This window comes from Agrobacterium sp. 16-2014-1-2a (assembly GCF_053522705.1).
The window spans coordinates 210,318-237,317 of sequence record NZ_JBNWBX010000005.1 but is presented as its reverse complement, the minus strand read 5'-3'; the positions used below and the strand labels follow the sequence as shown (position 1 = coordinate 237,317).

21 protein-coding genes are annotated in these 27,000 nt (G+C 59.5%); 9 read left to right on the top strand and 12 right to left on the bottom strand.

Annotation, left to right across the window (positions count from 1 at the left end; translation table 11 throughout):
• The 3 genes from ACQZ45_RS17055 (at position 1) to fdxA (ending at position 4,004) form a co-directional block, all read left to right on the top strand.
• Positions 1–3,087, top strand: a complete 3,087-nt coding sequence (locus ACQZ45_RS17055) for a helicase-related protein (RefSeq protein ID WP_025594635.1) — start codon at positions 1–3, stop codon at positions 3,085–3,087.
• 3 nt (positions 3,088–3,090) lie between these two features.
• Positions 3,091–3,507 (top strand): RNA-binding S4 domain-containing protein, encoded by a 417-nt coding sequence (locus tag ACQZ45_RS17050; RefSeq protein ID WP_025594634.1) that lies wholly within the window; start codon positions 3,091–3,093, stop codon positions 3,505–3,507.
• A gap of 158 nt (positions 3,508–3,665) precedes the next feature.
• A complete protein-coding gene (gene fdxA / locus ACQZ45_RS17045; protein WP_003516508.1) occupies positions 3,666–4,004 on the top strand; it encodes a ferredoxin FdxA in 339 nt (112 codons plus the stop codon).
• 86 nt (positions 4,005–4,090) lie between these two features.
• Here fdxA and holA read toward each other — a convergent pair whose 3' ends face one another.
• Genes holA through leuS form a run of 3 tightly spaced genes read right to left on the bottom strand, consistent with a single transcriptional unit; the run spans position 4,091 to position 8,308 of the window.
• Complete coding sequence (gene holA / locus ACQZ45_RS17040) at positions 4,091–5,128, bottom strand: DNA polymerase III subunit delta (RefSeq protein WP_003516510.1); 1,038 nt, start codon at positions 5,126–5,128, stop codon at positions 4,091–4,093.
• 11 nt (positions 5,129–5,139) lie between these two features.
• On the bottom strand, positions 5,140–5,631 hold the full coding sequence (gene lptE, locus ACQZ45_RS17035; protein WP_003516512.1) for an LPS assembly lipoprotein LptE: 492 nt from the start codon (positions 5,629–5,631) through the stop codon (positions 5,140–5,142).
• Positions 5,632–5,677: 46 nt separating this feature from the next.
• A complete protein-coding gene (gene leuS, locus ACQZ45_RS17030; protein WP_113291835.1) occupies positions 5,678–8,308 on the bottom strand; it encodes a leucine--tRNA ligase in 2,631 nt (876 codons plus the stop codon).
• A gap of 193 nt (positions 8,309–8,501) precedes the next feature.
• Between leuS and ACQZ45_RS17025 the strand changes: the two genes are divergently transcribed.
• Positions 8,502–9,161, top strand: a complete 660-nt coding sequence (locus tag ACQZ45_RS17025) for a YggS family pyridoxal phosphate-dependent enzyme (protein ID WP_003516516.1) — start codon at positions 8,502–8,504, stop codon at positions 9,159–9,161.
• A 109-nt stretch (positions 9,162–9,270) separates the two neighbouring features.
• On the opposite strand, the gene ACQZ45_RS17020 is transcribed toward ACQZ45_RS17025, so the two are convergent.
• Positions 9,271–9,975 carry a DUF1013 domain-containing protein gene (locus ACQZ45_RS17020; RefSeq protein WP_003516519.1) on the bottom strand — a complete coding sequence of 235 codons (705 nt, stop codon included), beginning with the start codon at positions 9,973–9,975 and terminating at the stop codon, positions 9,271–9,273.
• A 232-nt stretch (positions 9,976–10,207) separates the two neighbouring features.
• On the opposite strand from ACQZ45_RS17020, the gene acs reads away from it, so the two are divergent.
• Positions 10,208–12,163: an acetate--CoA ligase gene (gene acs / locus ACQZ45_RS17015; protein ID WP_003516521.1), complete on the top strand. Its 1,956-nt coding sequence runs from the start codon at positions 10,208–10,210 to the stop codon at positions 12,161–12,163.
• A gap of 105 nt (positions 12,164–12,268) precedes the next feature.
• Here acs and ACQZ45_RS17010 read toward each other — a convergent pair whose 3' ends face one another.
• The 6 genes from ACQZ45_RS17010 to ACQZ45_RS16985 all read right to left on the bottom strand — a co-directional run bounded on the left by ACQZ45_RS17010 (position 12,269) and on the right by ACQZ45_RS16985 (position 18,890).
• Complete coding sequence (locus tag ACQZ45_RS17010) at positions 12,269–13,276, bottom strand: TRAP transporter substrate-binding protein (RefSeq protein ID WP_003516523.1); 1,008 nt, start codon at positions 13,274–13,276, stop codon at positions 12,269–12,271.
• A gap of 36 nt (positions 13,277–13,312) precedes the next feature.
• Positions 13,313–14,590, bottom strand: a complete 1,278-nt coding sequence (locus ACQZ45_RS17005; RefSeq protein ID WP_003516526.1) for a TRAP transporter large permease — start codon at positions 14,588–14,590, stop codon at positions 13,313–13,315.
• Positions 14,591–14,594: 4 nt separating this feature from the next.
• On the bottom strand, positions 14,595–15,125 hold the full coding sequence (locus ACQZ45_RS17000; protein WP_003516529.1) for a TRAP transporter small permease: 531 nt from the start codon (positions 15,123–15,125) through the stop codon (positions 14,595–14,597).
• 116 nt (positions 15,126–15,241) lie between these two features.
• Entirely contained in the window at positions 15,242–16,402 is a 1,161-nt protein-coding gene (locus ACQZ45_RS16995) for a fumarylacetoacetate hydrolase family protein (protein WP_448742384.1), read from the bottom strand.
• Between the two features lie 206 nt (positions 16,403–16,608).
• Positions 16,609–17,325, bottom strand: coding sequence for a FadR/GntR family transcriptional regulator (locus tag ACQZ45_RS16990; RefSeq protein ID WP_003516533.1), 717 nt, complete (start codon positions 17,323–17,325; stop codon positions 16,609–16,611).
• A 119-nt stretch (positions 17,326–17,444) separates the two neighbouring features.
• Positions 17,445–18,890: an FAD-binding oxidoreductase gene (locus ACQZ45_RS16985; protein WP_003516535.1), complete on the bottom strand. Its 1,446-nt coding sequence runs from the start codon at positions 18,888–18,890 to the stop codon at positions 17,445–17,447.
• A gap of 200 nt (positions 18,891–19,090) precedes the next feature.
• On the opposite strand from ACQZ45_RS16985, the gene denD reads away from it, so the two are divergent.
• The 4 genes from denD (at position 19,091) to ACQZ45_RS16965 (ending at position 23,873) form a co-directional block, all read left to right on the top strand.
• The gene (gene denD / locus ACQZ45_RS16980) at positions 19,091–20,077 is read left to right on the top strand and encodes a D-erythronate dehydrogenase (RefSeq protein ID WP_113291838.1); all 987 of its coding nucleotides are present in this window, start codon (positions 19,091–19,093) and stop codon (positions 20,075–20,077) included.
• On the top strand, positions 20,074–20,976 hold the full coding sequence (locus ACQZ45_RS16975) for an NAD(P)-dependent oxidoreductase (RefSeq protein WP_025594627.1): 903 nt from the start codon (positions 20,074–20,076) through the stop codon (positions 20,974–20,976). Before denD ends, ACQZ45_RS16975 begins: the two co-directional genes overlap by 4 nt.
• Before the next feature lie 9 nt (positions 20,977–20,985).
• Complete coding sequence (locus ACQZ45_RS16970; protein WP_025594626.1) at positions 20,986–22,770, top strand: IlvD/Edd family dehydratase; 1,785 nt, start codon at positions 20,986–20,988, stop codon at positions 22,768–22,770.
• 128 nt (positions 22,771–22,898) lie between these two features.
• A complete protein-coding gene (locus tag ACQZ45_RS16965; RefSeq protein ID WP_025594624.1) occupies positions 22,899–23,873 on the top strand; it encodes a threonine ammonia-lyase in 975 nt (324 codons plus the stop codon).
• A gap of 13 nt (positions 23,874–23,886) precedes the next feature.
• Here the strand turns inward: ACQZ45_RS16965 and ACQZ45_RS16960 are convergent, their stop codons facing one another.
• The gene (locus tag ACQZ45_RS16960) at positions 23,887–24,990 is read right to left on the bottom strand and encodes an NAD(P)/FAD-dependent oxidoreductase (protein ID WP_025594623.1); all 1,104 of its coding nucleotides are present in this window, start codon (positions 24,988–24,990) and stop codon (positions 23,887–23,889) included.
• A gap of 452 nt (positions 24,991–25,442) precedes the next feature.
• Positions 25,443–26,621: a M20 aminoacylase family protein gene (locus tag ACQZ45_RS16955; protein WP_003516543.1), complete on the bottom strand. Its 1,179-nt coding sequence runs from the start codon at positions 26,619–26,621 to the stop codon at positions 25,443–25,445.
• Positions 26,622–27,000: the final 379 nt, after the last annotated feature.

Below are 27,000 nucleotides of genomic sequence, written 5' to 3'. Positions count from 1 at the left end.
ATGATCCTGAGCGGCCGCGGTGTCACGGCCGTTCTCGGCCCCACCAATACCGGCAAGACCCATTACGCCATCGAGCGCATGGTGGCACATGGCAACGGTGTCATCGGCCTTCCGCTGCGCCTTCTGGCGCGTGAGGTCTATACCCGTCTTGTCGAAAAGGTGGGCGCGCCGAATGTGGCGCTGATAACCGGCGAAGAAAAGATCGCCCCTCCTAAAGCCAAATATTCCGTCTGCACGGTGGAAGCCATGCCGCGCGAGACAACGGCCGCATTCGTCGCCATCGATGAAGTGCAGCTGGCCGGTGATCTGGAGCGCGGGCATATCTTTACCGACCGCGTGCTGCATCTGCGCGGGCGGGAGGAAACGCTGCTTCTGGGTGCGGGCACGATGCGCCCGATCCTCGAAAAGCTGCTGCCGGGAATTACCGTGGTCGAACGTCCGCGCCTGTCGCAGCTTTTTTATGCGGGCCAGAAGAAGATAACCCGCCTGCCGCAACGCACGGCAATCGTCGCCTTTTCGGCGGAAGAGGTCTATGCCATTGCCGAGCTGGTGCGTCGCCAGCGTGGTGGCGCAGCCGTTGTGATGGGCGCGCTTTCGCCGCGTACGCGCAACGCCCAGGTGGGGCTCTACCAGTCCGGCGACGTCGAATATCTCGTGGCGACTGATGCCATCGGCATGGGTCTCAACCTCGATGTCGATCATGTCGCCTTTGCGCAGGACCGCAAGTTCGACGGCTATCAGTTCCGCAATCTCAATCCGGGCGAGATCGGCCAGATCGCCGGCCGCGCCGGCCGCCATCTTCGCGATGGCACCTTTGGCGTGACGGGGCGCGTCGATCCATTTGACGACGAGTTGGTGGAGCGTATCGAAACCCATCAGTTCGACTCGGTGAAGGTGCTGCAATGGCGGACGAAAAATTTCGATTTTTCCTCCATCACCAATCTGCGTCTGAGCCTCGAAGCCGCCCCGGCGATCCAGGGACTGTCACGGGCCTTGCCGGCGATCGACCAGCAGGCGCTCGAATATCTGTCGCGCTACCCTGAAATCATCGACGTGGCGACGACGGAGGCGCGGGTGGAAAAACTCTGGGAGGCCTGCGCGCTTCCGGATTATCGCCGTATTGCGCCCGCTCAACATGCTGATCTGATCTCAACGCTCTATTTCGATCTGGTAAAACGTGGCACGGTGAATGAAGATTTCATGGGCGAACAGGTGCGCCGCGCCGATCGTACCGATGGAGAGATCGATACCTTGTCTGCAAGGATTGCGCAGATCAGAACATGGACTTATGTATCGAACCGCCCAGGATGGCTTGCCGATCCGACACACTGGCAAGAAAAGACGCGGGAAATCGAAGATCGATTGTCCGATGCTCTACATGAAAGGTTGACGAAACGCTTTGTTGATCGCAGGACATCTGTGCTCATGAGGCGCCTGAGAGAGAATGCGATGCTTGAAGCTGAAATCAGTGTAAATGGTGATGTCTTCGTAGAAGGACATCACGTCGGCCAGTTGGCCGGGTTCCGGTTCACGCCGGTGCCGGGAATGGAAGGGCCGGATCAGAAGGCCGTGCAGGCTGCTGCGCAGAAGGCGCTCGCGCTCGAATACGAGGCGCGTGCCGCGCGTCTGCACGCCAGCGGAAACGGTGATCTCGCTTTGAGCTCCGATGGTCTGGTTCGCTGGTTGGGCGAACCGGTGGCCCGCCTTTCGGCAGGCGACAATATCATGAAGCCGCGCGTGATCCTCTTTGCCGACGAGCAGTTGAGCGGCAATGCCCGCGATCATGCGCTGGCGCGCGTCGAACGTTTCGTCAATCATCAGATTGCGACCGTGCTGAAGCCGCTGGACGATATTTCGCGCGCCGAAGACCTTCAGGGTCTGGCGAAGGGGCTGGCGTTCCAGCTGGTCGAAAATCTCGGTGTCCTGTTCCGCCGTGACGTCACCGAAGACGTGAAGTCGCTGGATCAGGATGCGCGTGCCTCCATGCGCCGCTACGGCGTGCGTTTCGGCGCCTATCACGTCTTCCTGCCCGCGCTTCTCAAGCCCGCTCCGGCGGAGCTTGTCACGCTGCTCTGGGCGCTGAAGAACGATGGTCTCGGCAAGCCGGGTTACGGCGATCTCATTCCGGTGCTGGCCGCCGGTCGCACCTCTGTCGTGACGGACCCGACCTTCGAGCGGATGTTCTACAAGCTCGCCGGTTTCCGTTTCCTCGGAAAGCGCGCCGTGCGTATCGACATTCTCGAGCGTCTGGCCGATCTCATCCGTCCGCTGTTGCAGTGGAAGCCCGGTCAGCAGCCGCGTCCGGAAGGCGCTTATGACGGCCGCCGTTTCACGACGACGACCGCAATGCTTTCCATTCTCGGCGCAACGCTCGACGACATGGAAGAAATCCTCAAGGGTCTCGGTTATCGTGCCGATCAGGTAACGGCGGAAGAGGCGCAGGCCTTCCTCGCCAACCAGACCGGTGCTGCCGCTCCGGCCGCTTCTGAAGCGGTGACGGAAGACGAGAGCGCAGAGACCGAACACGAGGAACCGGCTTCGGAAGAGCAGGTTCCCGAGACGACGACTGTCGAAGCTGCTGAAGAAGCGCCGGTTGCGGAAGCTGTGGGCCAAGAGGCTGCTGTTAGCGAGGCTGCGCCGACGGAAAGCGCCGAGGCTGCCGAGCCGAAGCCTGTTCTTCTTTGGCGTCCGGGTGGTCGCAACGAAAACCAGCGTGGTGAAAACCGTCGTCCCGGCAATCGCGGTCAAGGCCGTGGCGAGGGTCGCGATCAGGCGCCACGCGAACAGGGTGAACGTCGTGGCGAAGGCCGTCGCGATAATCGTGACGGAGCAAATCGCGAGGCTGCCAATCGTGGCGGTGACGGCGAGCGCAAGCGTGATGGCGGACGTCCCGACCGTGGCAACAACCGCAATAATGATCGTCAGGATCGCGGGGAGCGCAAGGACAGGCCGGACCGCAATGACCGTGGCGGGAAACCGCAGGGTCAGCAGCGTTTCGAAGCCAAGCCGCCGCGTAAGGAAAAGCCGATCGATCCGGATTCGCCCTTCGCCAAGCTTGCTGCTCTCAAGGAGCAGCTGAAGAAGTAAGCTATGGGGAGCAACGAACAGCCACTCGAAAGCACGCGCCAGCGTCTGGACAAGTGGCTGTTCTTTGCCCGCATGGCCAAATCCCGTTCACTTGCCCAGAGCTACATTCAGTCGGGCAAGGTCAAGGTCAACGGTGTCTCCATTCGCCAGCCCAGCTATCTGGTAAAGGCTGGTGACAGGCTCGATATCGGTTTCGAGCGCATGGACAAGGTGCTTGTCGTCAAATCCGGGGGCGAGCGGCGCGGGCCCTATGAAGAGGCCAAACTTCTCTACGACGATCTGACGCCGCCGCGCGAGCCTTCCGACAGGCTGAGCCCGCTGGAGCAGGCGATACGTCAGCCGGGAAGCGGTCGCCCCACCAAAAAAGAGCGCAGGGCGCTCGACAGGTTCCTGTCGGACAGCGACGGAAACAAAGAATAGAATAAACCTTCAAGTCTTAGCGGTTTTTCAGAATTGTTTATCCTTGCTATCTGAAGGCAAAGGCATTACCTCACTTGCAAAATTGCGCTGTCTGAATTCCGGGCGACGGCTTGTGTTCCGAAGCCCACAGACCCGGCCTGCATATTCTGGAGTTCATCATGACATATGTCGTGACCGACAATTGCATCCGCTGCAAATACACCGATTGCGTTGAAGTCTGCCCTGTCGACTGCTTTTACGAGGGTGAAAATTTCCTCGCTATCAATCCTGACGAATGCATCGATTGTGGTGTGTGCGAACCGGAATGTCCTGCCGAAGCGATCAAGCCTGACACTGAGCCGGGTCTCGACAAGTGGCTGAAGCTGAATACGGAATATGCGGCGATCTGGCCGAATATCACCATCAAGCGCGACCCCTTGCCGGAAGCCAAGGAAATGGATGGCGTGACAGGCAAGCTCGAGCTTTATTTCTCTGCCGAGCCGGGTAAGGGCGACTGAGTTCTCAACGACTGGTGTCCTTGGTATCATGATTTTAAAAGCCCTCGCAGCGTCAGCGTGAGGGCTTTTTGCCGATCTTCAGCGAGTTATCCGCCGCGGCCTGATTGCAATGTGGTCGATAGCAGGGTCAAAAGCGCCACGCTGTCTTCCAGGCTTTGGCGCTGGCGGCTTTGCAATATGGCCGCTTGCAGGCGGTTCATCTCACGGGCGATCGCCGCTGGCTGCCAGGTTCGCAACGCCCTTTCGATAACCGGTTTCCTGCGAAAATGGATGTGGCGTCCAAGCGTTTGCATGACCTGCCCGGCCTGCTGCTTTTTCTCATCCATTTCGGCGCGCATCTGATCCAGCAACTGAAATTGCTTGAGGCATCCCTGAAGCACGAGAAAGATCGGCGTCTTCGACGAGACGATCTTCTGGGTCGCGTGGAAAAAGGCGTTTCTGTCGCCCTTCAGGATGGCATCGACGGCGTCGTCAGCCGAAACCGTGCTGGCATCGCCGATGATTGCCAGCACATCATCTTCCTCGATCACCTCTGCGCCACGGCAATAGAGCGCAAGCTTGCGGATCTCGTTGCGCGAGGCAATCCGGTCGCCGCCCAACTGCTCGATCAGCCTCTGCCGTGCGGCAGGGGCAATGCGCAGATTGTCGGCAGACAGTTCCTGATCGATCAACGCATTCAACGAACGGGCGTCATCCGCATAACACGGGATTGCTGCGATAGAGCGAGCGGGTTCTGCGATCTTGCGCAGGCCCGTGCCTTTTTTAATGTCGCCGGCCTCGATGATGAGGAAGCTGGCTTCGGGCGGCGTCTCAGCCAGAATCTGGAGAGCATCCACCAGCGCCTTTTCAGCCGAGGCACTTTTGATCCAGACGAGTTTTTCGCCGCCGAAAAGGCCGATGGCGTTCACTTCGTCGAGAAGGCGGCCGGGATCGCCCTGCAGGTCGGATGCGCTCAGCTTCAACGATGCAAAGGCGTCATCCGGGTCAATGCCGGTCTTTTTGGCGATGAGGTTGGCCCGCTCCGACACGAGGCCGCGATCCGGGCCGTAGAGCACGAAAACGCGAAAGCGCTCCGCCGGATTTTCGGCGAAGCGCTCAAATTCATGCGATTTTATCTCTGCCACGGCCGCCGCTCTCAGCGGCCAAGGGTGGCAGCGATATCGGTACGGATGATTTCAGCCAGTTCCCGGGCCGCACGGTTTTCTGCGTCGCGGATCGCCCTGATCTTGGCGAATTCCTGCTGTGGCAGATCCACCTGCGCCGTTACGCTACGCCGCGCGGAGCGCAGGATCTGGCCGTCGGAAATACGCGTCAGGACGTAATTACCGTTCATCACAACACGGCCTGGGTAAGGGCCGTTATAATTGCTGTTGGTACGGGTCGTCAGATCGTAGTTCTCGACTTCCGTGGACGTGGCGCTCGAGCTTACGGATAACTTGACGTTGTACTGAGCCGTAGCCGGTTCACCCGCACCGCCGGACACCAGGAAGATCAGCTGATTGCGCACTTCCTGCGTTATGCGGTCGCCGGCATTCGAGATGCTGACAGCCGCCAGTCTCTCCTTGGTTCCGGAAGCCTCGCCGTAAAGCGGGCGGACCTGGCAGCCTGCCAGAAGACCGGCCATCATCACGACGGAAACTGCTGCCGCAACGCGGCTCCATCTCGAAAAAACGTCAGACAACAATGTTCACAATCCTCTGCGGAACCACGATGACTTTTTTGGGCTCGCCACCGGCAAGAATGGATTTGACGGCATCCAGCGCAAGGGCAGCCGCTCGGACCGCATCTTGATCCGCATCGCGCGCGATTGTCAATTCGCCGCGCTTCTTGCCGTTGACCTGAACAGGCATGACCACATCGTTTTCCTCGACCAGCGAGGGTACAAAAGTTGGCCACGGCGTCTGGGCGACGAGACCTTCGTTGCCCAGCGCCGACCAGCATTCTTCGGCCAGATGCGGCGTCATGGGGGCAATGATGCGAATGAGGATTTCGACGGCATCACGCGCCGCCGCCTTGACGTCATCAGGCTTGCCACCAGCCGCGACATCCGCCAGCGGAGCTGCGAGCGCGTTGACCAGTTCGTAGATGCGGGCGATCGCCTTGTTGAAGGCAAGCTTGTCCAGATCCTCCTGAACGGCCTTCAGCGTCTTGTGGGCCGCCTTGGATACTGCCAGGCCCTCGCCCTCGCTCGCGGGCTTCGGCGTGACGCTCTTCAGTTCGGTCGCGACTTCGCCGATGATACGCCAGACGCGCTGTACGAAGCGGTTTGAGCCTTCCACACCGGCTTCGGACCAGATGACGTCGCGGTCGGGCGGGGAATCCGACAGGACGAAGAAGCGAGCGGTATCCGCACCATAGGATGCGATGATATCATCCGGGTCGACCACGTTCTTCTTCGACTTCGACATCTTCTCGATCGAGCCGATCTTAACTTCCGCACCGGAGGACAAGAGGAATGCCCGGCGGGCACCGTCAGTCTCTTCGATGCGCAGGTCGGCGGGCGCTACCCATTCACGGGTCAGGCCTTCACCGTGGCTGTAGGTCTCGTGCACAACCATGCCCTGCGTGAACAGGCCCTTGAAGGGCTCCTTGACGCCGACATGGCCGGTCTCGCGCATGGCGCGGGTGAAGAAGCGCGAATAGAGCAAGTGCAGAATAGCATGCTCGATGCCGCCGATATACTGGTCCACCGGCAGCCAGTGGTTTGCGACCTTCGGATCCGTCGGCTCATCTTCCCAAGGCGCGGTGAAGCGCGTGTAGTACCAGCTGGAATCGACGAATGTGTCCATCGTGTCGGTTTCACGGCGTGCGTCATGGCCGCATTGCGGGCAGGCAACGTGACGCCATGTGGGGTGGCGATCCAGTGGGTTGCCGGGCACGTCGAAGGTCACGTCGTCGGGCAGCTTGACCGGCAGGTCCTTCTTCGGAACCGGAACTACGCCGCAGACTTCGCAATGGATGACGGGTATCGGGCAACCCCAGTAACGCTGGCGGGAAATGCCCCAGTCGCGCAGGCGGAAATTGACCTTGCGCTCGGCCTGCGGCGTGTTGCCCAGCGTCTGGGCAGAGAGCTTCTGCACGACCGCCTCAAAGGCGTCAGTCGTGTTCATGCCGTTCAGGAAGCCGGAGTTGATCATCACGCCATCATCGGTGAAGGCGACGTCTTCAATGGTGAAGCTGGCGGCGTCGGGGCCTTCCGGCGCAACGACGGCCACCACCGGCAAATCGTATTTACGGGCGAAATCCAGATCGCGCTGGTCACCCGAAGGGCAGCCGAATATCGCGCCGGTGCCGTAGTCCATCAGCACGAAGTTGGCGACATAGACCGGCAGTTCCCACGTCGGGTCCAGCGGATGCACGACCTTGACGCCGGTATCGATACCCTTCTTTTCCGCTGTTTCCAGCGCTGCGAGAGACGTGCCATGGCGGCGGCACTCGTCGCAGAACTCGGCAATATCAGGGTTCTTCTCCGACAGCTCTCTTGCCAGCGGATGGTCGGCGGCGATTGCCAGGAAGGATGCGCCGAACAGGGTGTCGGGACGCGTGGTATAAACGGTTATGTCGCCAAAGCCTTCCGGCACTGTGCCAGCAACGGTCTGCCAGCGCAGCGACAGGCCTTCGGAGCGGCCGATCCAGTTCTTCTGCATCAGGCGCACTTTTTCCGGCCACTGATCCAGCGTGTCCAGCTCGTCCAGCAGATCCTGGCTGAAATCGGTGATTCGGAAGAACCACTGCGTCAATTCGCGCTGTTCGACCAGCGCGCCGGAGCGCCAGCCGCGGCCGTCTATGACCTGCTCATTGGCCAGAACGGTATGGTCGACCGGATCCCAGTTCACCTTGGACTGCTTGCGGTAGACCAGACCCTTTTCCATGAAATCGACGAACAGCGCCTGCTGGCGGTGGTAATATTCCACATCGCAAGTCGCAAATTCGCGGGTCCAGTCCAGCGACAGGCCCATGGATTTCAGCTGGCCACGCATGGTGGCGATGTTCTGATAGGTCCAGTCCTTCGGGTGAACCTTGTTCTGCATAGCCGCGTTTTCGGCAGGCATGCCGAAGGCGTCCCAGCCCATGGGGTGCAGAACGTTGAAGCCGCGCGCGCGCTTGTAGCGCGCAACGACATCGCCCATCGCGTAGTTGCGGACGTGGCCCATGTGAATGCGTCCCGACGGGTAGGGAAACATCTCTAGAACGTAATACTTCTCGCGCGGATCGCTGTTGTCGGTCACGAAAACCTTGTCTTCGTTCCATTTCTGCTGCCAGCGCGGCTCGGCGTCGCGAGGATTGTAACGTTCGATGGCCATTGTTTAGAATTCCGGGTATCGAGGGGAAAAATTTGCGCTGACCTTCACCATGAAACGACCGGGGCGTCAAGTTTGGCGGGGCCTCCGGGCGTTCAATCTTGGCCAGCGTGCCTCAAATGGTGCTAAACCCGCTTGGCATCAAGGCAATCGGCGTCTAGTTAGCGTTCAGAATGTTTCAAATAGAGGTCCTGTGATGGAAATCGAAGCACGTCTTGAGGATGTCAGGCAACGCATAGCGGAGACAGCGGAAAAGTCCGGCCGCAAGGCGACGGATGTTTCTCTCGTCGCCGTCTCGAAGACGTTCGATGCGCAAGAGATCCAGCCGGTCATCGACAGCGGCCAGCGCGTGTTCGGCGAGAACCGCGTACAGGAAGCGCAGGGCAAGTGGCCTGCGCTTAAAGAAAAGACATCGGGTATAGAGCTGCACCTGATCGGGCCGCTGCAATCCAACAAGGCGGCGGATGCCGTTGCGCTGTTCGACGTCGTACAGAGCGTTGATCGGGAAAAGATCGCCCGTGCGCTTTCCGAGGAATGCGTCAAACAGGGCCGCAGCCTTCGTTTTTATGTGCAGGTCAATACCGGGCTGGAGCCGCAGAAGGCCGGCATCGATCCACGCGAGACGGTCGCCTTCGTGGCTTTTTGCCGGGACGAGCTAAAATTGTCGGTCGAGGGCCTGATGTGCATTCCGCCTGCGGATGAAAATCCTGGTCCGCATTTTGCGCTTCTGGCGAAGCTTGCCAGACAATGCGGCCTCGAGAAGCTCTCTATGGGCATGTCGGGGGACTTCGAGACGGCGATAGAATTCGGCGCCACCAGCGTGCGTGTCGGCTCGGCAATCTTCGGTGCCCGCTAGAGCATTTCCGGTAAAAGCGCATAGCCGGTTTACTGGAAATGCCCTGAAGCTCTGAAAACAAAAAAACCCGGCACGACGGCCGGGTTTTCATAAACGGAAAGACTTTCGATCAGTAGTGATCGTCCTCGTCTTCGTCCTTCGGAGCCGATTTCAACGAGCTGAGCTTCTTGAAGACGGCGTCCGCGTCGATCTGCTTTTCTTCTTCGTCGCGCTGGAAGTTGTAATCCAGACCTTCAGTCGCCGTTGCCGGCTGCAGCGTGTTGCCAAGCTCTTCTGCTGTCGGCAGCGGGCGGCCGCGCGATGCGCGTTCAACTTCAAGATCGAGATCGATCTGGCTGCAGAGACCAAGCGTTACCGGGTCCATCGGGGTGAGGTTTGCCGAGTTCCAGTGGGTACGGTCGCGGATCTGCTCGATGGTGGATTTGGTGGTGCCAACAAGACGCGAAATCTGCGCGTCCTTCAGCTCAGGATGATTGCGGACCAGCCAGAGAATGGCGTTCGGACGATCCTGACGCTTGGAAACCGGCGTGTAGCGCGGGCCACGGCGCTTGGATTCCGGCACACGAACCTTTGGCTCGGAAAGCTTGAGCTTGTGGTTCGGGTTGCCTTCAGCGCGGGCGATCTCGTCGCGGGAAAGCTGTCCGGTCGCGATCGGGTCGAGACCCTTGATGCCCTGCGCGGCTTCACCGTCGGCGATTGCCTTGACTTCGAGCGGATGCAGTTTGCAGAACGTGGCGATCTGATCGAACGACAGCGCGGTGTTGTCTACCAGCCATACAGCCGTAGCTTTTGGCATGAGCAATTGTTGAGCCATAGATACAGTCCTTCTGTCCGTCCGCGCCGGGGTCGCGGGCGTGGTATCAACCACTGATTTCCGGGATATTGGCGCTCTATAACCGGATTGCATCATAATTGCAATTCTTTGCGAAACAAATGCCTTTGTCTAATTGCCGTGTGCATTTGAACTGCTATGAATTCAACACATGCCTGAGGTGGGAGTCTCAAGGTCGCGCATATCAAGCCATATCTGGTTCCAGGAGGAGTTCATGTCTGCCAAAATCTACCCCGTGCTCAAATCGGCGAAAGCCCGCACGCTCATCGACAATGAGCGTTACCAGAAATGGTATCAGGAGAGCGTCGAGGATCCCGAGAAGTTCTGGGACAAGCACGGCCGGCGGATCGACTGGTTCAAGCCCTATACCAAGGTCAAGAACACGTCCTTCAAGGGAAGAGTGCCGATCAAGTGGTTCGAGGACGGCCTGACGAACGTCTCCTACAACTGCATCGACCGGCACCTGAAGACGCATGGCGAACGCACGGCGATCATCTGGGAAGGTGACAATCCCTATATCGACAAGAAGATCACCTACAATCAGCTCTATGACTATGTCTGCCGCCTGGCGAACGTGCTGAAGAAGCATGGTGTCAAGAAGGGCGACCGGGTCACCATCTATATGCCGATGATACCCGAGGCGGCCTATGCCATGCTCGCCTGCGCCCGCATCGGCGCCATTCATTCGGTCGTGTTCGGCGGCTTCTCGCCGGAAGCGCTGGCCGGCCGCATCGTCGATTGCCAGTCCACCTTCGTCATCACCTGCGATGAAGGCGTGCGTGGCGGCAAGCCGATCCCGCTCAAGGAAAATACCGACAAGGCGATCGATATTGCCGCCAAGCAATATGTCATCGTCAACAAGGTTCTGGTCGTGCGCCGCACCGGCGGCAAGACCGGCTGGGCGCCCGGCCGCGACATCTGGTACCATCAGGAAATCGCCACGGTGAAACCGGATTGCCCGCCGGTGAAGATGAGGGCGGAAGATCCGCTGTTCATCCTCTACACGTCAGGCTCCACCGGCAAGCCGAAGGGCGTGCTGCACACCACGGGCGGCTATCTCGTCTATACGTCGATGACGCATGAATACGTCTTCGACTACAAGGACGGGGAGGTCTTCTGGTGTACCGCCGATGTCGGCTGGGTCACCGGCCATTCCTACATCGTCTACGGGCCGCTGGCGAACTGTGCGACGACGCTGATGTTCGAAGGCGTTCCCAACTTCCCGGATCAGGGACGGTTCTGGGAAGTCATCGACAAGCACAAGGTCAACATCTTCTACACCGCACCGACGGCGCTCCGATCCCTGATGGGGGCGGGCGACCAGTTCGTCACGCGTTCGTCGCGCGAAAGCCTGCGGCTTCTCGGCACGGTGGGCGAGCCGATCAATCCCGAAGCGTGGGAGTGGTATTACCATGTGGTCGGCGAGGACAAGAGCCCCATCGTCGATACCTGGTGGCAGACGGAAACGGGCGGCATTCTCATCTCGCCGCTGCCGGGTGCGACGGACCTGAAGCCGGGTTCGGCGACGAGGCCGTTCTTCGGCGTGCAGCCGCAGCTGGTCGATGCCGAAGGCAACGTGCTGGAGGGGCCGGCCGACGGCAATCTCTGCATCATTGATAGCTGGCCGGGCCAGTCGCGATCTGTTTACGGGGATCACCAGCGCTTCGTCGACACCTACTTCTCGACCTATAAGGGCAAGTACTTCACCGGTGACGGCTGCCGGCGCGATGAGGACGGTTATTACTGGATCACTGGCCGCGTCGATGACGTGCTTAACGTCTCCGGCCACCGCCTCGGCACCGCCGAAGTCGAGTCGGCACTTGTTTCGCATCATCAGGTTTCGGAAGCGGCGGTCGTGGGTTACCCGCATGCCATCAAGGGGCAGGGCATTTATTGTTATGTCACGTTGATGGCAGGCCAGAGCGGCGACTATGCGCTGCGCGAGGAGCTGGTAAAGCACGTCCGCAACGAGATCGGGCCGGTTGCGACGCCAGACAAGATCCAGTTCGCGCCAGGCCTGCCGAAGACCCGTTCGGGTAAGATCATGCGGCGTATTCTGCGCAAGATCGCGGAGGATGATTTCGGCGCGCTTGGGGATACATCGACGCTTGCAGATCCCGCGGTGGTCGAAGATCTCATCGCCAACCGGCAAAACCGCACGGCGTCCTGATTTTCTGGAAGAGGCTGCTTTGGCAGCCTTTTTCTTTTCTGTATTCACATAAACAAAAACACCCGGAGGCTGACCTCCGGGTGTTTTAATTTTATCCAGACAGGATTACTGGCCGCGGATCTTCTTCAGGTCCGCCAGAACGGCGTCAACGACGTCGGCACCGATTTCAGCCTTGTGCTTTTCGTAGACGACCATCGACTTTTCGCGGATACGTGCCTGCTCTTCCGCAGACAGCGAGTTCACTTCAAGTCCTGCAGCCTTGATCTTTTCCAGCGACTTCTGGTTCAGTTCGCGGATGACCTTGCGCTCTTCGTCACGGCCGACGACTGCGCATTCGCGCAGGGCCGTCTGTTCTTCGGGCGTGTAGCTGTCGAAGATCGGCTTGGAGAAGAGGAAGAGGAACGGCGTGTAGGCGTGGTTCGTCTCGGTGATGTACTTCTGCACCTCGTAGAACTTGGAGGTGTCGATCGTCACATAGGGGTTTTCCTGTGCGTCGATCGCGTTGGTTTCAAGTGCCGAGAACACTTCACCGAAAGCCATCGGCGTTGCATTGGCGCCGAGGTTCTGGAAGGTGTCGAGGAAGATGTTGTTCTGCATCACGCGAACCTTCAGGCCGGAAAAGTCTTCCCACTTGTTCACGGCGTGCTTGGAGTTCGAGAGGTTGCGGAAACCGTTTTCCCAGTAGGCCAGGTTTACGAGGCCCTGTTCTTCCAGCTTCTTGTTCATCATGTCGCCGAAGGCGCCATCCATCACGGCATCGGCTTCCTTGGCGTTGGAAAACAGGAACGGCAGGTCGAAGACGCCGAGCGACGGGATCAGGCCGACGAGCGGTGACGAGGACGTAACAACCGCTTCCTGAACGCCGGAGCGTAGGGCCTGCGTCGCCTGAAGGTCGCCGCCGAGAGCGCCGCCCCAGAATGCCGTCAGCTTCAGCTTGCCGCCCGACTTGTCGTCGAGGCAGGCCTGCATGGCCTTGATGCCGTTGCCGACCGGGTGGTCCTGGTTGATGCCGTTCGAAACGCGGATGTTGCGGCTGTTGAATTCAGCCATTGCCGGGGCTGCGGCGCCCACCGCGAAAGCGATGGCCGTGGTGGTCAGAAGAAGCTTTCTCATAATATCCTCCCTTGGATTTTGGTTGAGAAGTGGCGATTAACGAAGGTACTGCAGCGGAACCATCACGATGTCCGGGAAAATCACGAGCAACGCCAGAACGATGGTTTCTGCAACGAGGAAAGGCCATACACCGATCGTGACCTTGCCGAGCGGGATGCGTCCGACGCCTGAGACGACGTTCAGCACGACACCGACCGGCGGGGTAATCAGACCGATGGCATTGTTGATGATGAAGAGGACGCCGAAATAGACCGGGTCGATGCCTGCCTGCTTGACGATGGGCATCAGAACGGGCGTCAGGATCAGGATGGTCGGTGTCAGGTCGAGCGCGGTTCCTACGATGAAGACCAGCACCATCATGGCAACCATCAGAAGCATCGGACGATCGATCAGCGGTTCGATATAACCGGCGACTTCGTTTGGAATGTTCGCAGCCGTGATGAGCCATGCGGAGACGAGGGCTGCGCAGACAAGGAACATGATGATCGAAGTGCTCTTGGCAGCGCGCAGAAGAACGTGGAACAGATCCGCCGGCTTCAGTTCGCGGTAGATCACCATGCCGACGAAAAGAGCGTAGCCGGCAGCGACAACGGCGGCTTCCGTCGGCGTCATGATGCCTGCCTTGATGCCGCCCAGAATGATGACCGGCATGCCAAGCGCCCAGCCGGCGCGGACCGTGGCAACCAGACGTTCCTTGCCCGAGGTCTTGGGCAGGGGCTTGATGTTATCCTTTCGGACCACGATCAGCCAGGCGATGATCAGCGAAATGCCCATCAGAATGCCGGGTACGATACCAGCAAGGAAAAGCTGGGTGATCGAAACGTTGGCGGCGACGCCGAAGACGATGAAGGCCATGGAGGGCGGAATGACCGGGGCAATGATGCCGCCTGCAGCGATGAGGCCGCCGGAGCGCGGAATGTTGTAACCGGCTTTCGCCATCATCGGGATGAGGATTGCGGCAAGGGCTGCGGTGTCGGCAGCGGCCGAACCGGAGATGCTGGCCATGATGATGGCCGCGACAATCGCCACGATGCCGAGACCGCCCCTGATATGGCCCACAAGCGCAATCGCAAAGTCGATGATGCGGCGGGAAAGACCACCGGAGTTCATCAGTTCGCCAGCCAGAATGAAGAAGGGGATGGCGAGCAGCGTGAAGGTGTCCGCGCCCGAAATCATGTTCTGGGCGATGATCGCGGTGTTGAACATGCCCATGTACCACATGAGCACGACGCCACAGAACATCAGCGAGAAAGCGACGGGAACGCCAATCGCCATGGCTCCGAGAAGAGAGCCGACAAAAACGAAAAGTGTCATGGTATCAGCGCTCCGAAAGCTGTTCGATCGTGAGGTTCTCGCCGGCGAACTGGGCGATTTCATCCTCTGTCACGCGGCCCGTCACATAACGGTAGAGGCGTTCCAGAGCGATGATGAACATCAGACCGCCGGTGAACATGCCGATGCCGTAGACCCAGATCATCGACAGCTTGGTGACAGGCGCATGCATGCTGGCGTTGATGGCAGACTGCTTCCATGTTCCCCAGAAGAAGATGGCGGAACAGCCCAGAATGATAATGTTCGACAAGACCATGCACACGACACGGGCGCGGCGCGACAGGAACATCACGAGAGTTTCGATGCCCATATGGCTGTTTTCACGGAAGGTCAGTACGGCGCCGATGAAGGTCAGCCATACGAAGAAGTATCGCGACAATTCTTCCGAGATATTGATGCCGGAATTCATGGTGTAACGCATGACAACGTTGACGAAGACCATGATCGACATGCCGGCGAGCAGCAGGACGAGAATGATTTCGAGAATCCGGTAAAAGAGATTGATGGTCTTTTGCATTTTCCCCTCCCGAAGAAATATCTGGAGCATTTTCGACGAAGCATCGCCCTCAATGCTCCACCTATGGGTTTTCGCAATTCTGGGCGCAAAACCGCGATGCAGTTTTGCTGGATTGCCTAGAGCAGCCCGCGTTTCGCCAGGTTGCGCATGAGGGCCGCGGTGCCGAATGTCCATTCCGGGCATTCGTCTGTCGTCGTGACCCAGTTGATCAGCTTGCCGAGCTTGGGCGTGGAGATTTCGACACGGTCGCCCTTGGAGTGGGTGAAGCCGAGACCCGGGCCATGGCGGTCCTTTACCGGCGCGAACATCGTACCAAGGAAAAAGACGGCGCCGTCAGGATACTGATGGTTGCGGTTCAAGAGCTGGGAAGCGAGGTTTTCCGGCGTGCGGCTGATCGCCTGCATTGCGCTTGCACCGGTCATGGTGAAGCCGTCCTCGCCTTCGACCAGAAGCGATATCTGCGCCTTCTTCACGTCTTCGATGGTAAAGCGTCCATCAAACAGGCGGATGAAGGGGCCGATTGCGCAGGATGCGTTGTTGTCTTTTGCCTTGCTGAGCAGGAGGGCGGAGCGGCCCTCGAAGTCACGCAGGTTGACGTCGTTGCCAAGCGTCGCGCCAACGATACGGCCGTCGGAGGCAATGGCCAGCACCACTTCCGGCTCCGGGTTGTTCCACTGCGATTTCGGGTGAACGCCGATCAGCGCGCCGCAGCCGACGGAGGCCATGGCCTGCGCCTTGGAGAATATCTCCGCATCCGGACCGATGCCAACTTCCAGATATTGCGACCACAGGCCCATTTCCTGCAGCAGTTTCTTCACTTCGGCTGCTTTTTCCGAACCGGCCTCAAGTCCCTTGAGATTGTCGCCGAGAACCGGCGCCAGCCGTCCGCGTATTTCCTGCGCGCGAAGTGGATCGCCCTTGGCCTGCTCCTCGATCACGCGTTCCAGCATGCTGTCGGCGAAGGTCACGCCTGCAGCCTTGACGGCCTGAATATCGTTGGGGGCGAGAAGTTCACCAGCGGAGCCATCCAGAAAGACCTCGAGCGCGCCAAGCGCTACGAATGTGCCGGTGTCTGCAAGCAGCTCCACCAGATCCGTCTTTTCCAGAAGTTCCGACATGGTCGGCGAAAGAGAGGTGAGGTCGTAAAGCACGCCGCCTTTGAGCAGAACGGGGCAGGGGCCGCCTTCGCTTTTCGACCATACGCGGCCGACGAGCAGGGCGTTTTCAAAGTCTTCAGGCAAAATAGCGGTAGCGTCGATGGACCTTGAGCCGGTCATATATATCCTCCCCTTCAGCCCTCCGACAGCCGCCTCCTGCGGTCATATTGTCTGGATGTCTGACAACCTAATCTCATTCTTCTTAGTATGACTTTTACAGCGAGTCTAGCGGCACCGCAGACAAAATTATCGTCTTTCGCCTCTGGATTGCCGGAAAGCAGCGAAACCTGTCCTATAGCTTTGCCGTTTAAGCTTCTGTTTGTGGCTCAGAAGATATCCAGTTCCAGATTGACCCGGCTTGCTGCCCCGAGCAGATGTTTGCGCATCGCATCCTTGGCCGCAGTCGCATCGGCGCGTTCGACGGCTTCGAAGATTGCCACATGTTCGGCGATCGTCACCTCGAGGATTTCCCCGAAAATAGCACGGGAGAAGGCGATGTTGATAGCCGAGCTGATGCGTTCTGCGATAAAGCCGAGAAACATCAGGAAATATTCGTTCTGCGTCGCTTCCGCCAGAATACGGTGAAAGTCGAGATCGGCCGCAACGCCCTCCGTCGACCAGTCGTCGGTCGTTCGCATCTTTTCCAGTGCCGCCGCCAGCCGCGCCAGCTGCTGCGGGTTGCGGTGGAGTGCCGCCAGACCCGCCGCCTCGATTTCCATCGGCATGCGAAGCTGGAAGAGATCGCGGAAATTTTCCGGATCGTTCAGACGGGACCGCTCGATGCGAATGGACAGTCTCTGCCGGGGATCGGTGACGAAAGCGCCCACGCCTTGCCGTGTTTCGACAAAACCTTCGTTGCGCAATTGCGCGATCGCTTCACGGATGACCGAGCGGCTGACGCCGAAGGTTTTCGCCAGAACATGTTCCGTCGGCAGCCTGTCGCCCGGCCCGAGTTTCGAATCATTGATTTCGCGGGCGATCTCCGCGGCGATCCGGCCGGGCAGATGATCGTTGCGATGTATCTGACTGAACTCCAGCGTCATGATTGCTCCCGTTCCACAGAAACGATTGGTCCGTTTTTTCCCGCAGCAGGCGACTTCCTCCTTCGCCGTCAGCGGGGTTTTCAGAGGCGGCGTATTCCGCCGCCTTTGCTGTTTCTCGATTAGCTATCCGGTTGCAGGGTTATCTGGCAACCGGGATTCATACGCAAATCGGGGTCAAAGGCATTTTTCAAACCCGTGATCATCCGGCGCTGCACATCAGATAGCCGGCTTTCGAAATCGGAGCGTTTCAGGCGGCCGATGCCGTGCTCGGCGCTGATGCTGCCGACGTAACGGTCAAGGACTTCGTTGACGAGGGTTTTCGATTTGTAGATGAAGGCTTCGCGCTCCTGCGGCGTTGCTCCGTTTGGCGGCAGCACGTTGAGATGGACGTTGCCGTCTCCGACATGGCCATAGGAAACCGCCAGGCATTCCGGCAGTTTTTCCGCCAGTTCAGCCTCTGCTTCGGCCACGAACGCCGCAAGTTTTGACAGCGGCACGGAAATATCGGTGCGCATATGGCTGCCGCGTAGCGCCTGACCCTCGTTCATGCCCTCGCGGAAAAGCCACAGCGATTGCGCCTGTGCTCGCGAGGAGGCGATGACGCCGTCCAGCACCAGACCGTCTTCCATGACGCCCTCGAGGAACCGTCCCATCAGGTCGGCAGTGTCTACTAGCCCCGAGCCGGAAATTTCCATCAGCACATAGGCCGGATAATCTCCGGCGATCGGCATTTTAAGGTCAGGGATTGCTTCGATTGCGAGCGTGAAGGCGACGGGCGGCATGAATTCGAAGGCGGACATCAGGTCGCAGCATTCGCGGCGGGCGCGACGATAAAGCTTGATGGCGTCATCCAGCGAATTGAGGCCGAGCAGTGCCGTCTCGACATGTTCTGGATTGGGGTAGAGCTTTACGGACACGGCCGTGATGATGCCGAGTGTTCCTTCCGCGCCGATGAAAAGCTGCTTCAGGTCAATGCCACGATTGTCCTTACGCAGCGTCGACAGGCCATTCCAGATGGTGCCATCAGGCAATACCACTTCGAGACCCAGCACCAGTTCGCGGGTCATGCCGTAACGCAGAACGTTGATGCCGCCAGCATTGGTGGAGACGTTGCCGCCGATGCGGCAGCTGCCCTGCGCGCCGAGCGACAGCGGAAAGAACATTCCCTTGTCCTGAACCGCATCCTTGAATTCCGACAGAATGCAGCCGGCTTCAACGACAGCCGAAAAATCGTCGCTGTCTATGGTGCGGATGGCGTTCATGCGCTCGAGGCTCAGCACGACCTGACGCTTTGGCTCATCGGGAATGCCGCCGAGCACCAGCCCGGTATTGCCGCCCTGAGGGATGATGGCGAGACCGAGTTCGGCGCAGGCGCGAACCGTATCGGAGACTTCCTTGGTCGAACGGGGGCGGATGACGGCTACCGCCGAACTGGTGACGTCGCCATGCCAGTCGCGGCAATAGCGCAGCATGTCTTCCTGCGATGTCAGCAGCAATGCCTCGCCCAGCCTGTTCTTCAGCGAGAACCGCAATTCCTCGATATCGTGTTCGCTCACGATCGTCATTCCACCCTCTCCGTCCAATCCGCCCTAAAATATCCGGGCAAAGGTCTTTCGCCCTTGCTTTTGCCGGTTTGTGAAAAAATACTATTTTCAATCAAACCATATAAGGTTATCAGACAACCTTACAAGCTAATTTATCGGTTCACGAGCCGATGATGTTTTTTCGGTCTCGGGAGAATGACCGGGCCAAAGAGGAGGAAGATATGCATATCGCAATCATCGGTGCTGCAGGCATGGTTGGCCGTAAGCTGACGCAGCGTCTCGTCAAGGATGGATCGCTTGGCGGCAAGTCGATTGACAGATTCACGCTTATCGACGTGTTTCAGCCTGAAGCGCCCGCCGGCTTCTCCGGTGCGGTTGATGCGCGCGCAGCCGATCTGTCCGCGCCGGGCGAAGCCGAAAAGCTGGTCGAAGCCCGCCCCGATGTGATCTTTCATCTTGCTGCCATCGTATCCGGTGAAGCCGAACTTGATTTCGACAAGGGCTACCGTATCAATCTCGATGGCACGCGTTATCTCTTCGACGCCATCCGCATTGCCCACGGCAAGGACGGTTACAAGCCGCGCGTGGTCTTCACCTCGTCGATCGCCGTATTCGGTGCGCCGCTCCCCTATCCGATCCCGGACGAATTCCACACCACGCCGCTGACCAGCTACGGCACGCAGAAAGCGATCTGCGAGCTGCTGCTCTCTGACTATAGCCGTCGCGGTTTCTTCGACGGTATCGGCATTCGCCTGCCGACGATCTGCATTCGCCCCGGCAAGCCGAATGCGGCTGCTTCCGGCTTCTTCTCCAACATCCTGCGCGAGCCGCTGGTCGGCCAGGAAGCGGTTCTGCCGGTGCCGGAAAGCATTCGCCATTGGCACGCTTCGCCGCGTTCCGCTGTTGGTTTCCTTCTTCATGGCGCAACGATCGACGTGGAAAAGGTCGGTGCCCGCCGCAACCTGTCGATGCCCGGCCTCAGCGCCACCGTTGGCGAACAGATTGAAGCGCTGCGCAAGGTTGCGGGCGAAAAGGCCGTTGCCCTCATTCGCCGCGAGCCGAATGAGATGATCATGCGCATGTGCGAAGGCTGGGCGCCCGGTTTCGAAGCAAAGCGCGCCCGTGAACTTGGCTTTACGGCTGAAAGCTCCTTCGAAGAGATCATTCAGGTTCATATCGAGGACGAACTGGGAGGTTCACTGAAATGAGTGTCGGCGGGGAGGAGAAGAAGCGGTCGGTTGCCTTTATCGGCACAGGCCTGATGGGCGGGCCGATGGCCCGGCGTCTGCTGGGCGCTGGCTTTTCGGTTGCGGTGTGGAACCGCAGCGTCGAAAAGGCTGAGGCGCTGGTTGCCGATGGCGCGGTTCTCGCGGCATCGCCGGCCGAAGCCGCCAGGGGTGCCGATATCGTCATCACCATGCTGAGCGACGGTAAAGCCGTGGGCGAGGTGCTGTTCGAGGCGGGTGTGGCGGACGCGCTGGAAAAAGGCGCTGTTGTCATCGACAGCAGCTCCATTGCGCCGCCTATTGCGCGCGAACACTCCTCCCGGCTACGGGCAATGGGCATTCATCATGTCGATGCGCCGGTCTCCGGCGGTGTGCCGGGCGCAACGGCGGGTACGCTCGCGATCATGGCCGGTGGCGATGAGGCGCTGATCTCTGGTCTTACGGATTTCTTCGCGCCGATGGGCAGGCTCACCTATGTCGGCCCCTCCGGTGCGGGCCAGCTTTGCAAACTCGCAAACCAGCAGATCGTCGCCATCACCATCGGCGCGGTTGCCGAGGCGATGATGCTTGTGGAAGCGGGCGGGGCATCCCGCGAAGGGTTCCGTAACGCCATACGTGGCGGTTTTGCCGAAAGCCGGATATTGGAATTGCACGGCGAACGCATGGTGAAGCGCAATTTCGCGCCAGGCGGACCCTCCAAGTTCCAGCTCAAGGATCTGAACGGGGTGCTGGCGACGGCGAAGGATTTGTCCCTGACGTTGCCTTTGACCCAGCAGGTAACGCGGGAGTTCGATGATTTCGTCAGCGATGGTGGAGCCGATATCGACCATAGCGGTATCCTGCTTTACCTCGAAAAACTCAACAACCGGGAACAGGGCTGAGGCGGTCTCATGAGCGACGACAAGACACCCGTGCGGCGGCTGCGATCCCAGGACTGGTTCGACAACCCTGACCATCTCGACATGACGGCGCTCTATCTGGAGCGCTTCATGAATTATGGCGTGACGCCGGAAGAGCTGCGTTCCGGCAAGCCGGTCATCGGCATCGCGCAGAGCGGCAGCGACCTGACGCCCTGCAACCGCGTCCATGTCGAGCTGGTCAAGCGGGTGCGCGATGGTATCCGTGATGCGGGCGGCATCCCCATCGAGTTTCCGACCCATCCGATGTTCGAAAACTGCAAGCGACCGACAGCGGCGCTTGACCGCAATCTTGCCTATCTCAGCCTGGTGGAAGTGCTTTACGGTTATCCACTCGATGGCGTCGTGTTGACCACGGGCTGCGACAAGACCACGCCTTCGGCGCTGATGGCGGCAAGCACGGTTGATATTCCGGCTATCGTCTTATCCGGCGGGCCGATGCTCGACGGATATCATGACGGCGATCTGGTTGGTTCCGGCACGGTCATCTGGCGCATGCGCCGCAAATACGGCGCCGGCGAAATCACCCGCGAGGAATTCCTGCAGGCGGCGCTGGAATCCGCTCCTTCGGTCGGTCACTGCAACACCATGGGCACGGCCTCTACCATGAATGCCATTGCCGAAGCGCTCGGCATGTCGCTGACCGGCTGCGGCGCAATCCCGGCCGCTTACCGCGAACGCGGCCAGATGGCCTATCGCACTGGCCGCCGCGCCGTCGAACTGGTTGTCGAGAATATCAAGCCTTCGGATATCATGACGCGCGAGGCGTTTTTGAACGCGATCCGCGTCAATTCGGCAATCGGCGGTTCGACAAATGCCCAGCCGCATCTGGCGGCGATGGCGAAACATGCGGGCGTCGAACTTCGCGAGGACGACTGGCAGATTCACGGTTATGACATTCCGCTCATCGCCAATGTCCAGCCCGCCGGAAAATGGCTGGGCGAGAAATATCACCGTGCCGGCGGTACGCCAGCCATTATGTGGGAGCTTCTGAAGGCAGGCAAGCTTGATGGGAGCTGTCCGACCGTGACCGGCAAGACCTTGGCGGAAAATCTGGACGGGCGGGAATCGACCGACCGCGACGTGATCCTTCCTTACGATAAGCCGCTCAAGGAACGGGCCGGTTTCCTCGTCCTCAAGGGCAATCTGTTCGATTTCGCCATCATGAAGACGAGCGTGATTTCGGCGGAATTTCGGCAGCGTTATCTGAGCGAGCCGGGTCGTGAGGGGATTTTCGAGGGCAAATGTGTGGTTTTCGATGGTTCGGAAGACTATCACGCCCGTATCAACGATCCTTCTCTCGATATTGATGAGCGCACCATTCTCGTCATTCGCGGGGCCGGACCGCTCGGCTGGCCGGGTTCGGCTGAGGTCGTCAACATGCAGCCGCCGGACGCGCTGTTGAAAAAAGGCATCACCAGCCTGCCGACAATCGGCGACGGCCGGCAATCGGGAACCGCGGATAGCCCGTCGATCCTCAATGCCTCGCCAGAAAGTGCCGCCGGTGGAGGACTGGCATGGCTTCGCACGGGTGATGTGATCCGCATCGATTTCAATCAGGGCAAGTGCGACGCGTTGGTACCGGATGCAGAGCTTGCTGCCCGCAAGGCCGATGGCATTCCTGCGGTGCCTGCGGATGCCACGCCCTGGCAGCGCATCTATCGTCAATCGGTGACCCAGCTTTCGGACGGTGCGGTTCTGGAAGGGGCCGCGGATTTCCGCCGGATTGCCGAGAAGATGCCCCGGCACAACCATTGACCATTCATTTGCAAAGCGCATGACGAAAGATCCCCGGCCAAGACCGGGGATTTTTCTTGTCCAGCCGGTTTCACTATTAATTGCGACCTCCTAATGTACACCCAACATCCGCATTACAGGGGCAGGGCATGACAGATATTTCGATGATTGAGGCAGCGCGCCAGCGCATCGGCGAACATGCGGTGCGGACACCGCTTCTGTCGTCGCATTTTCTGGATGAGATTGCCGGGCGAAAGCTGTTCGTGAAGGCCGAGTGCCTGCAAAGAACGGGTTCGTTCAAATTTCGCGGCGGCTGGTCGGCGGTATCCGGTCTGCCGGCCGATGTGCGCGCCCGTGGCGTGATCGCCTTTTCCTCGGGCAACCATGCGCAGGGCGTCGCGCTTGCTGCTCGTCTGCACGGCGTGCCTGCCGTGATCATCATGCCGTCCGATGCACCAAAAATCAAAATCGACAATACCCGCGACTATGGTGCGGAAGTGGTGCTCTATGATCGGGCGAATGACGATCGCGACGCCATTGGCGACCGCCTGTCGAGCGAGCGCGGATTGACCCTGATCAGGCCCTACGACGAACCGCTGGTGATTGCAGGGCAGGGGACTGTCGGGCTGGAAATCGCCGAACAGGGCTTGGAACTCGGTATCGATGCGGCCGAGGTTCTCGTGCCCTGCGGCGGCGGCGGCCTCACATCCGGCATCTCCCTTGCCCTTGCGGCGAAAGCGCCGAACTACAAGGTCAGGACGTCAGAACCCGAGCGGTTCGACGATGTGGCGCGCTCACTCGCAGCGGGCAAGATCGAGCGGAATGCAACGACTTCCGGTTCGATCTGCGATGCAATCGTCACGCCTCAGCCCGGTAACATCACCTTCCCGATTATGGTTGGGCTTTGCGGAAAAGGCATTGCCGTGACCGAAGATGAAGCACTGCGGGCCATGGTTCTCGCCTTCAACAGGCTGAAGGTCGTTGTCGAGCCGGGCGGCGCGGTGGCCTTGGCGGCGGCGCTGTTTCACGGCAACGAGCTGGAGAGCGAAACGGTGATTGCGGTTGCCTCCGGCGGCAATGTCGATCCGGAGATCATGGCGAGCGCACTGTCCCGTTTCGGCTGAGATCCGGGTGGGATCAGGCCTCGAGCCGTGCCGCAACCTCGTTGGCTATCGCCAGCGAGGCGGTGAGGCCGGGGCTTTCGATGCCGAAAAGATTGACGAGACCGGCAAGTCCGTGGGTTTCCGGCCCGTCGATGCGAAAATCCATGGCCGGTTCGTCGGGTCCTGAAATCTTCGGCCGGATGCCCGAATAGGCCGGGATCAGCGCGTGTTCCGGTAGGCCCGGCCAATAGCGGCGGATCGCGTCGCCAAAACCCTCCATGCGGCGGGGATCGACGGCATAATCAATGGTGTCGACCCACTCCACATCCGGCCCGAAACGGGCCTGGCCGGCAAGATCCAGCGTCAGGTGCACGCCAAGGCCGTGGGTGTGCGGAGCGGGGTAGATGAGCCGTGAAAAAGGCGACTTGCCGGTCAGCGAAAAATAGCTGCCTTTGGCGAAACGCGCCTCCGGGATCGTGTGCTTCGGCAATCCCTCGATCTGTTTTGCTGCCAGCGGTGCCAGAAGGCCGGCGGAGTTGACGAGCAGCCGGCATGTCAGGCTGAGAGGTTCCTTGCCGCCAACGTGAACGCGGAAACCGTTGCCGGTCGCTTCCGCGCTTTCGAATGGTGCATTCAGGGCGAGGGCTGCGCCATGGTCTTGCGCGTCGCCGAGCAGCGCCAGCATATAACCATGGCTATCAATGATGCCGGTCGAAGGTGAAAGCAGGGCCGCTACGCAGGTGAGCGCAGGCTCGAGCGACAGCGCCTGCGTGGCATCGATCAGTGCGAGGTCGTCGCAGCCATTGGCGTTACCCTTTTCCTTGAGGGCCGCCAACAGAGCCGTCTCGTCCGCGTTCGCTGCCACGATGAGTTTGCCGCAGCGGCGGTGCGAAACGCCATGGCTCTGGCAGAACGTATAAAGCCGCTCCCTGCCTTCAACGCAAAGGCGTGCCTTGAGGCTGCCTTCAGGATAATAAAGCCCGGCGTGAATAACCTCGCTGTTGCGCGAAGAGGTGGCGGAACCGAATTCCTTTTCGCCTTCGAGGATGATGACGGAAAGACCACGCATCGCCAGCTCGCGGGCCGTCGCCAGTCCGATCACCCCGGCTCCTATGATGATGGCGTCTATATCCGTCATGGTCCTTATCCGAGCCTGCCAATGATTTTGAACGGAAATGCCGTCTGCGACGTTGATCCTGCGCAATGGGTAGATTGATGCTTGTCCGGCGGCAAGTCGCGATCCGTATTTTTCCCAATGCGCCGAACTTATGGAATTTTATCTCTACTGAAACAGTGGGGAATAAAGCTATTCTTCACGGGAAATAAGCAGTGCCCGCTTTGACGGGCCGAGCAGGGAAGGGAGTTGTACAATGTCTTATTCCAAGGCCGGAAAAGCAAGAGACTTTGTCTCGCAGCCCCAGTCGCAGCGAAACTGGAGAGATTCGGTTCACGCGGCTCTTGTCGGCGTGTGCGTGGCTTTTGTCGCGGCGGTCATACTCGGTCTCGTTCCCTGATCCTCCCAGATTTTCTCATCAGGAAACTTGAGAAAAAAAGGCCGGTCGCTCCTCCGACCGGCCTTTTTATATTCATTCACGCCTTCAGATAATCCTCCGCCAGATCGACCCAGAAGGCGGTTCCGATTGGTAGGATATCGTCGTTGAAGTCGAATTTCGGATGGTGCAGCGGCGGGTCGTTTTCGGTGCGCGCGGTGCCGAGGAAGAAGTAGCAGCCGGGCCGTTTTTCAAGCATGTAGGCGAAGTCTTCCGCGCCCATGGACGGGCGCTGCATTTCAACCACCTTTTCCGCCCCGGCAAAACGACGGGCCAGACCGGCGACATAGTCCGTTTCCGCCTTGTGGTTGACGGTCGCATTGTAGCCGCGCTCGTAATCGAGCGTGACACTCATGCCATAGCTGGCCGCCTGGCCTTCGGCTATCGCCCGGATACGCTTTTCCAGTTCGTCGCGCACACCCGCGTCGAAGGAACGGATGGTGAGCAGCATTTCCGCCTTCTCGGGAATGACGTTGCTCGCAACACCAGCATGGAATGCGCCAACAGTGACGACCGCCGACAGTTGCGGATGGATGTTACGGGACACCACCGTCTGCAAGGCCATGATGATACTGGCGCCCGCAACGATAGGGTCGGCCGCATCCTGCGGTTCGGCGCCGTGGCCGCCATATCCGTTGACGGTGATCCTGCATTCATCGACGGCGGCAAGGATCGGGCCGTCACGCAGGACGAATTGTCCGAAGGGCACGCCGGGATCGTTATGGAGGGCAAAAACCGCATCGCATGGGAAGCGGTCGAACAGTCCGTCCTCGATCATGATGCGGGCGCCGCCGAAATTCTCCTCCGCCGGCTGGAAGATCAGATGCAGGGTCCCATCGAAATTCCTGCGTTCGGCGATGATCTTCGCGGCTCCCAGGAGCATGGCCGTGTGTCCGTCATGGCCGCAGGCATGCATGACGCCATCATTGGCGCTTGCATATTCCGCTCCGGTTTCCTCACGGATCGGCAGGGCATCGATATCGGCGCGAATGCCGAGCGTGCGGGCACTGTCGCCATTGCGGAGCGTGGCGACGATACCGGTTCCGGCAAGTCCGCGCGTTACTTCGTAACCCATTTCCACCAGCTGTCCGGCAATGAAATCCGAGGTCTGGAATTCGGAAAGACCGATTTCGGGATGCCGGTGCAGGTGGCGGCGGATTGCTACCACATCCGGCATATGGTTGGCGAAGGAGGCAATGTTTGCGGTCTGTCTGGTCATTTTCAAAGTCCCTGGTTACGCCGCTTTTTTCCAGCGCTTTTTGCAAATTTCATAGCAGCATATACGCGGGCATGTAAGGGGCGTTCCCGGAGCCGGAATGCCTTGAAATTCATCGCTTGCATCGTATCGCGACAGGTGGCATGGAACTATAGACGTCCTGGGGCATTAGCGTTTCGGATGTGGCGCAGGCCTTCTCGGCCTCGCGTTGCCCTTCAGGTGTCAAAGGGGGACTATCTGACGTTGCGCGAACAATTTTCGCCGTGGGGGAAGGTGCGAAATCCGGTTGGAACGGCATTGCCGGGCCATAGGGCGAAATTTTCCTGTCGTCGAAAATCCATTCTCCGCAGAGATCCCCGGCTTTGCATGGTCGGAGGGATCG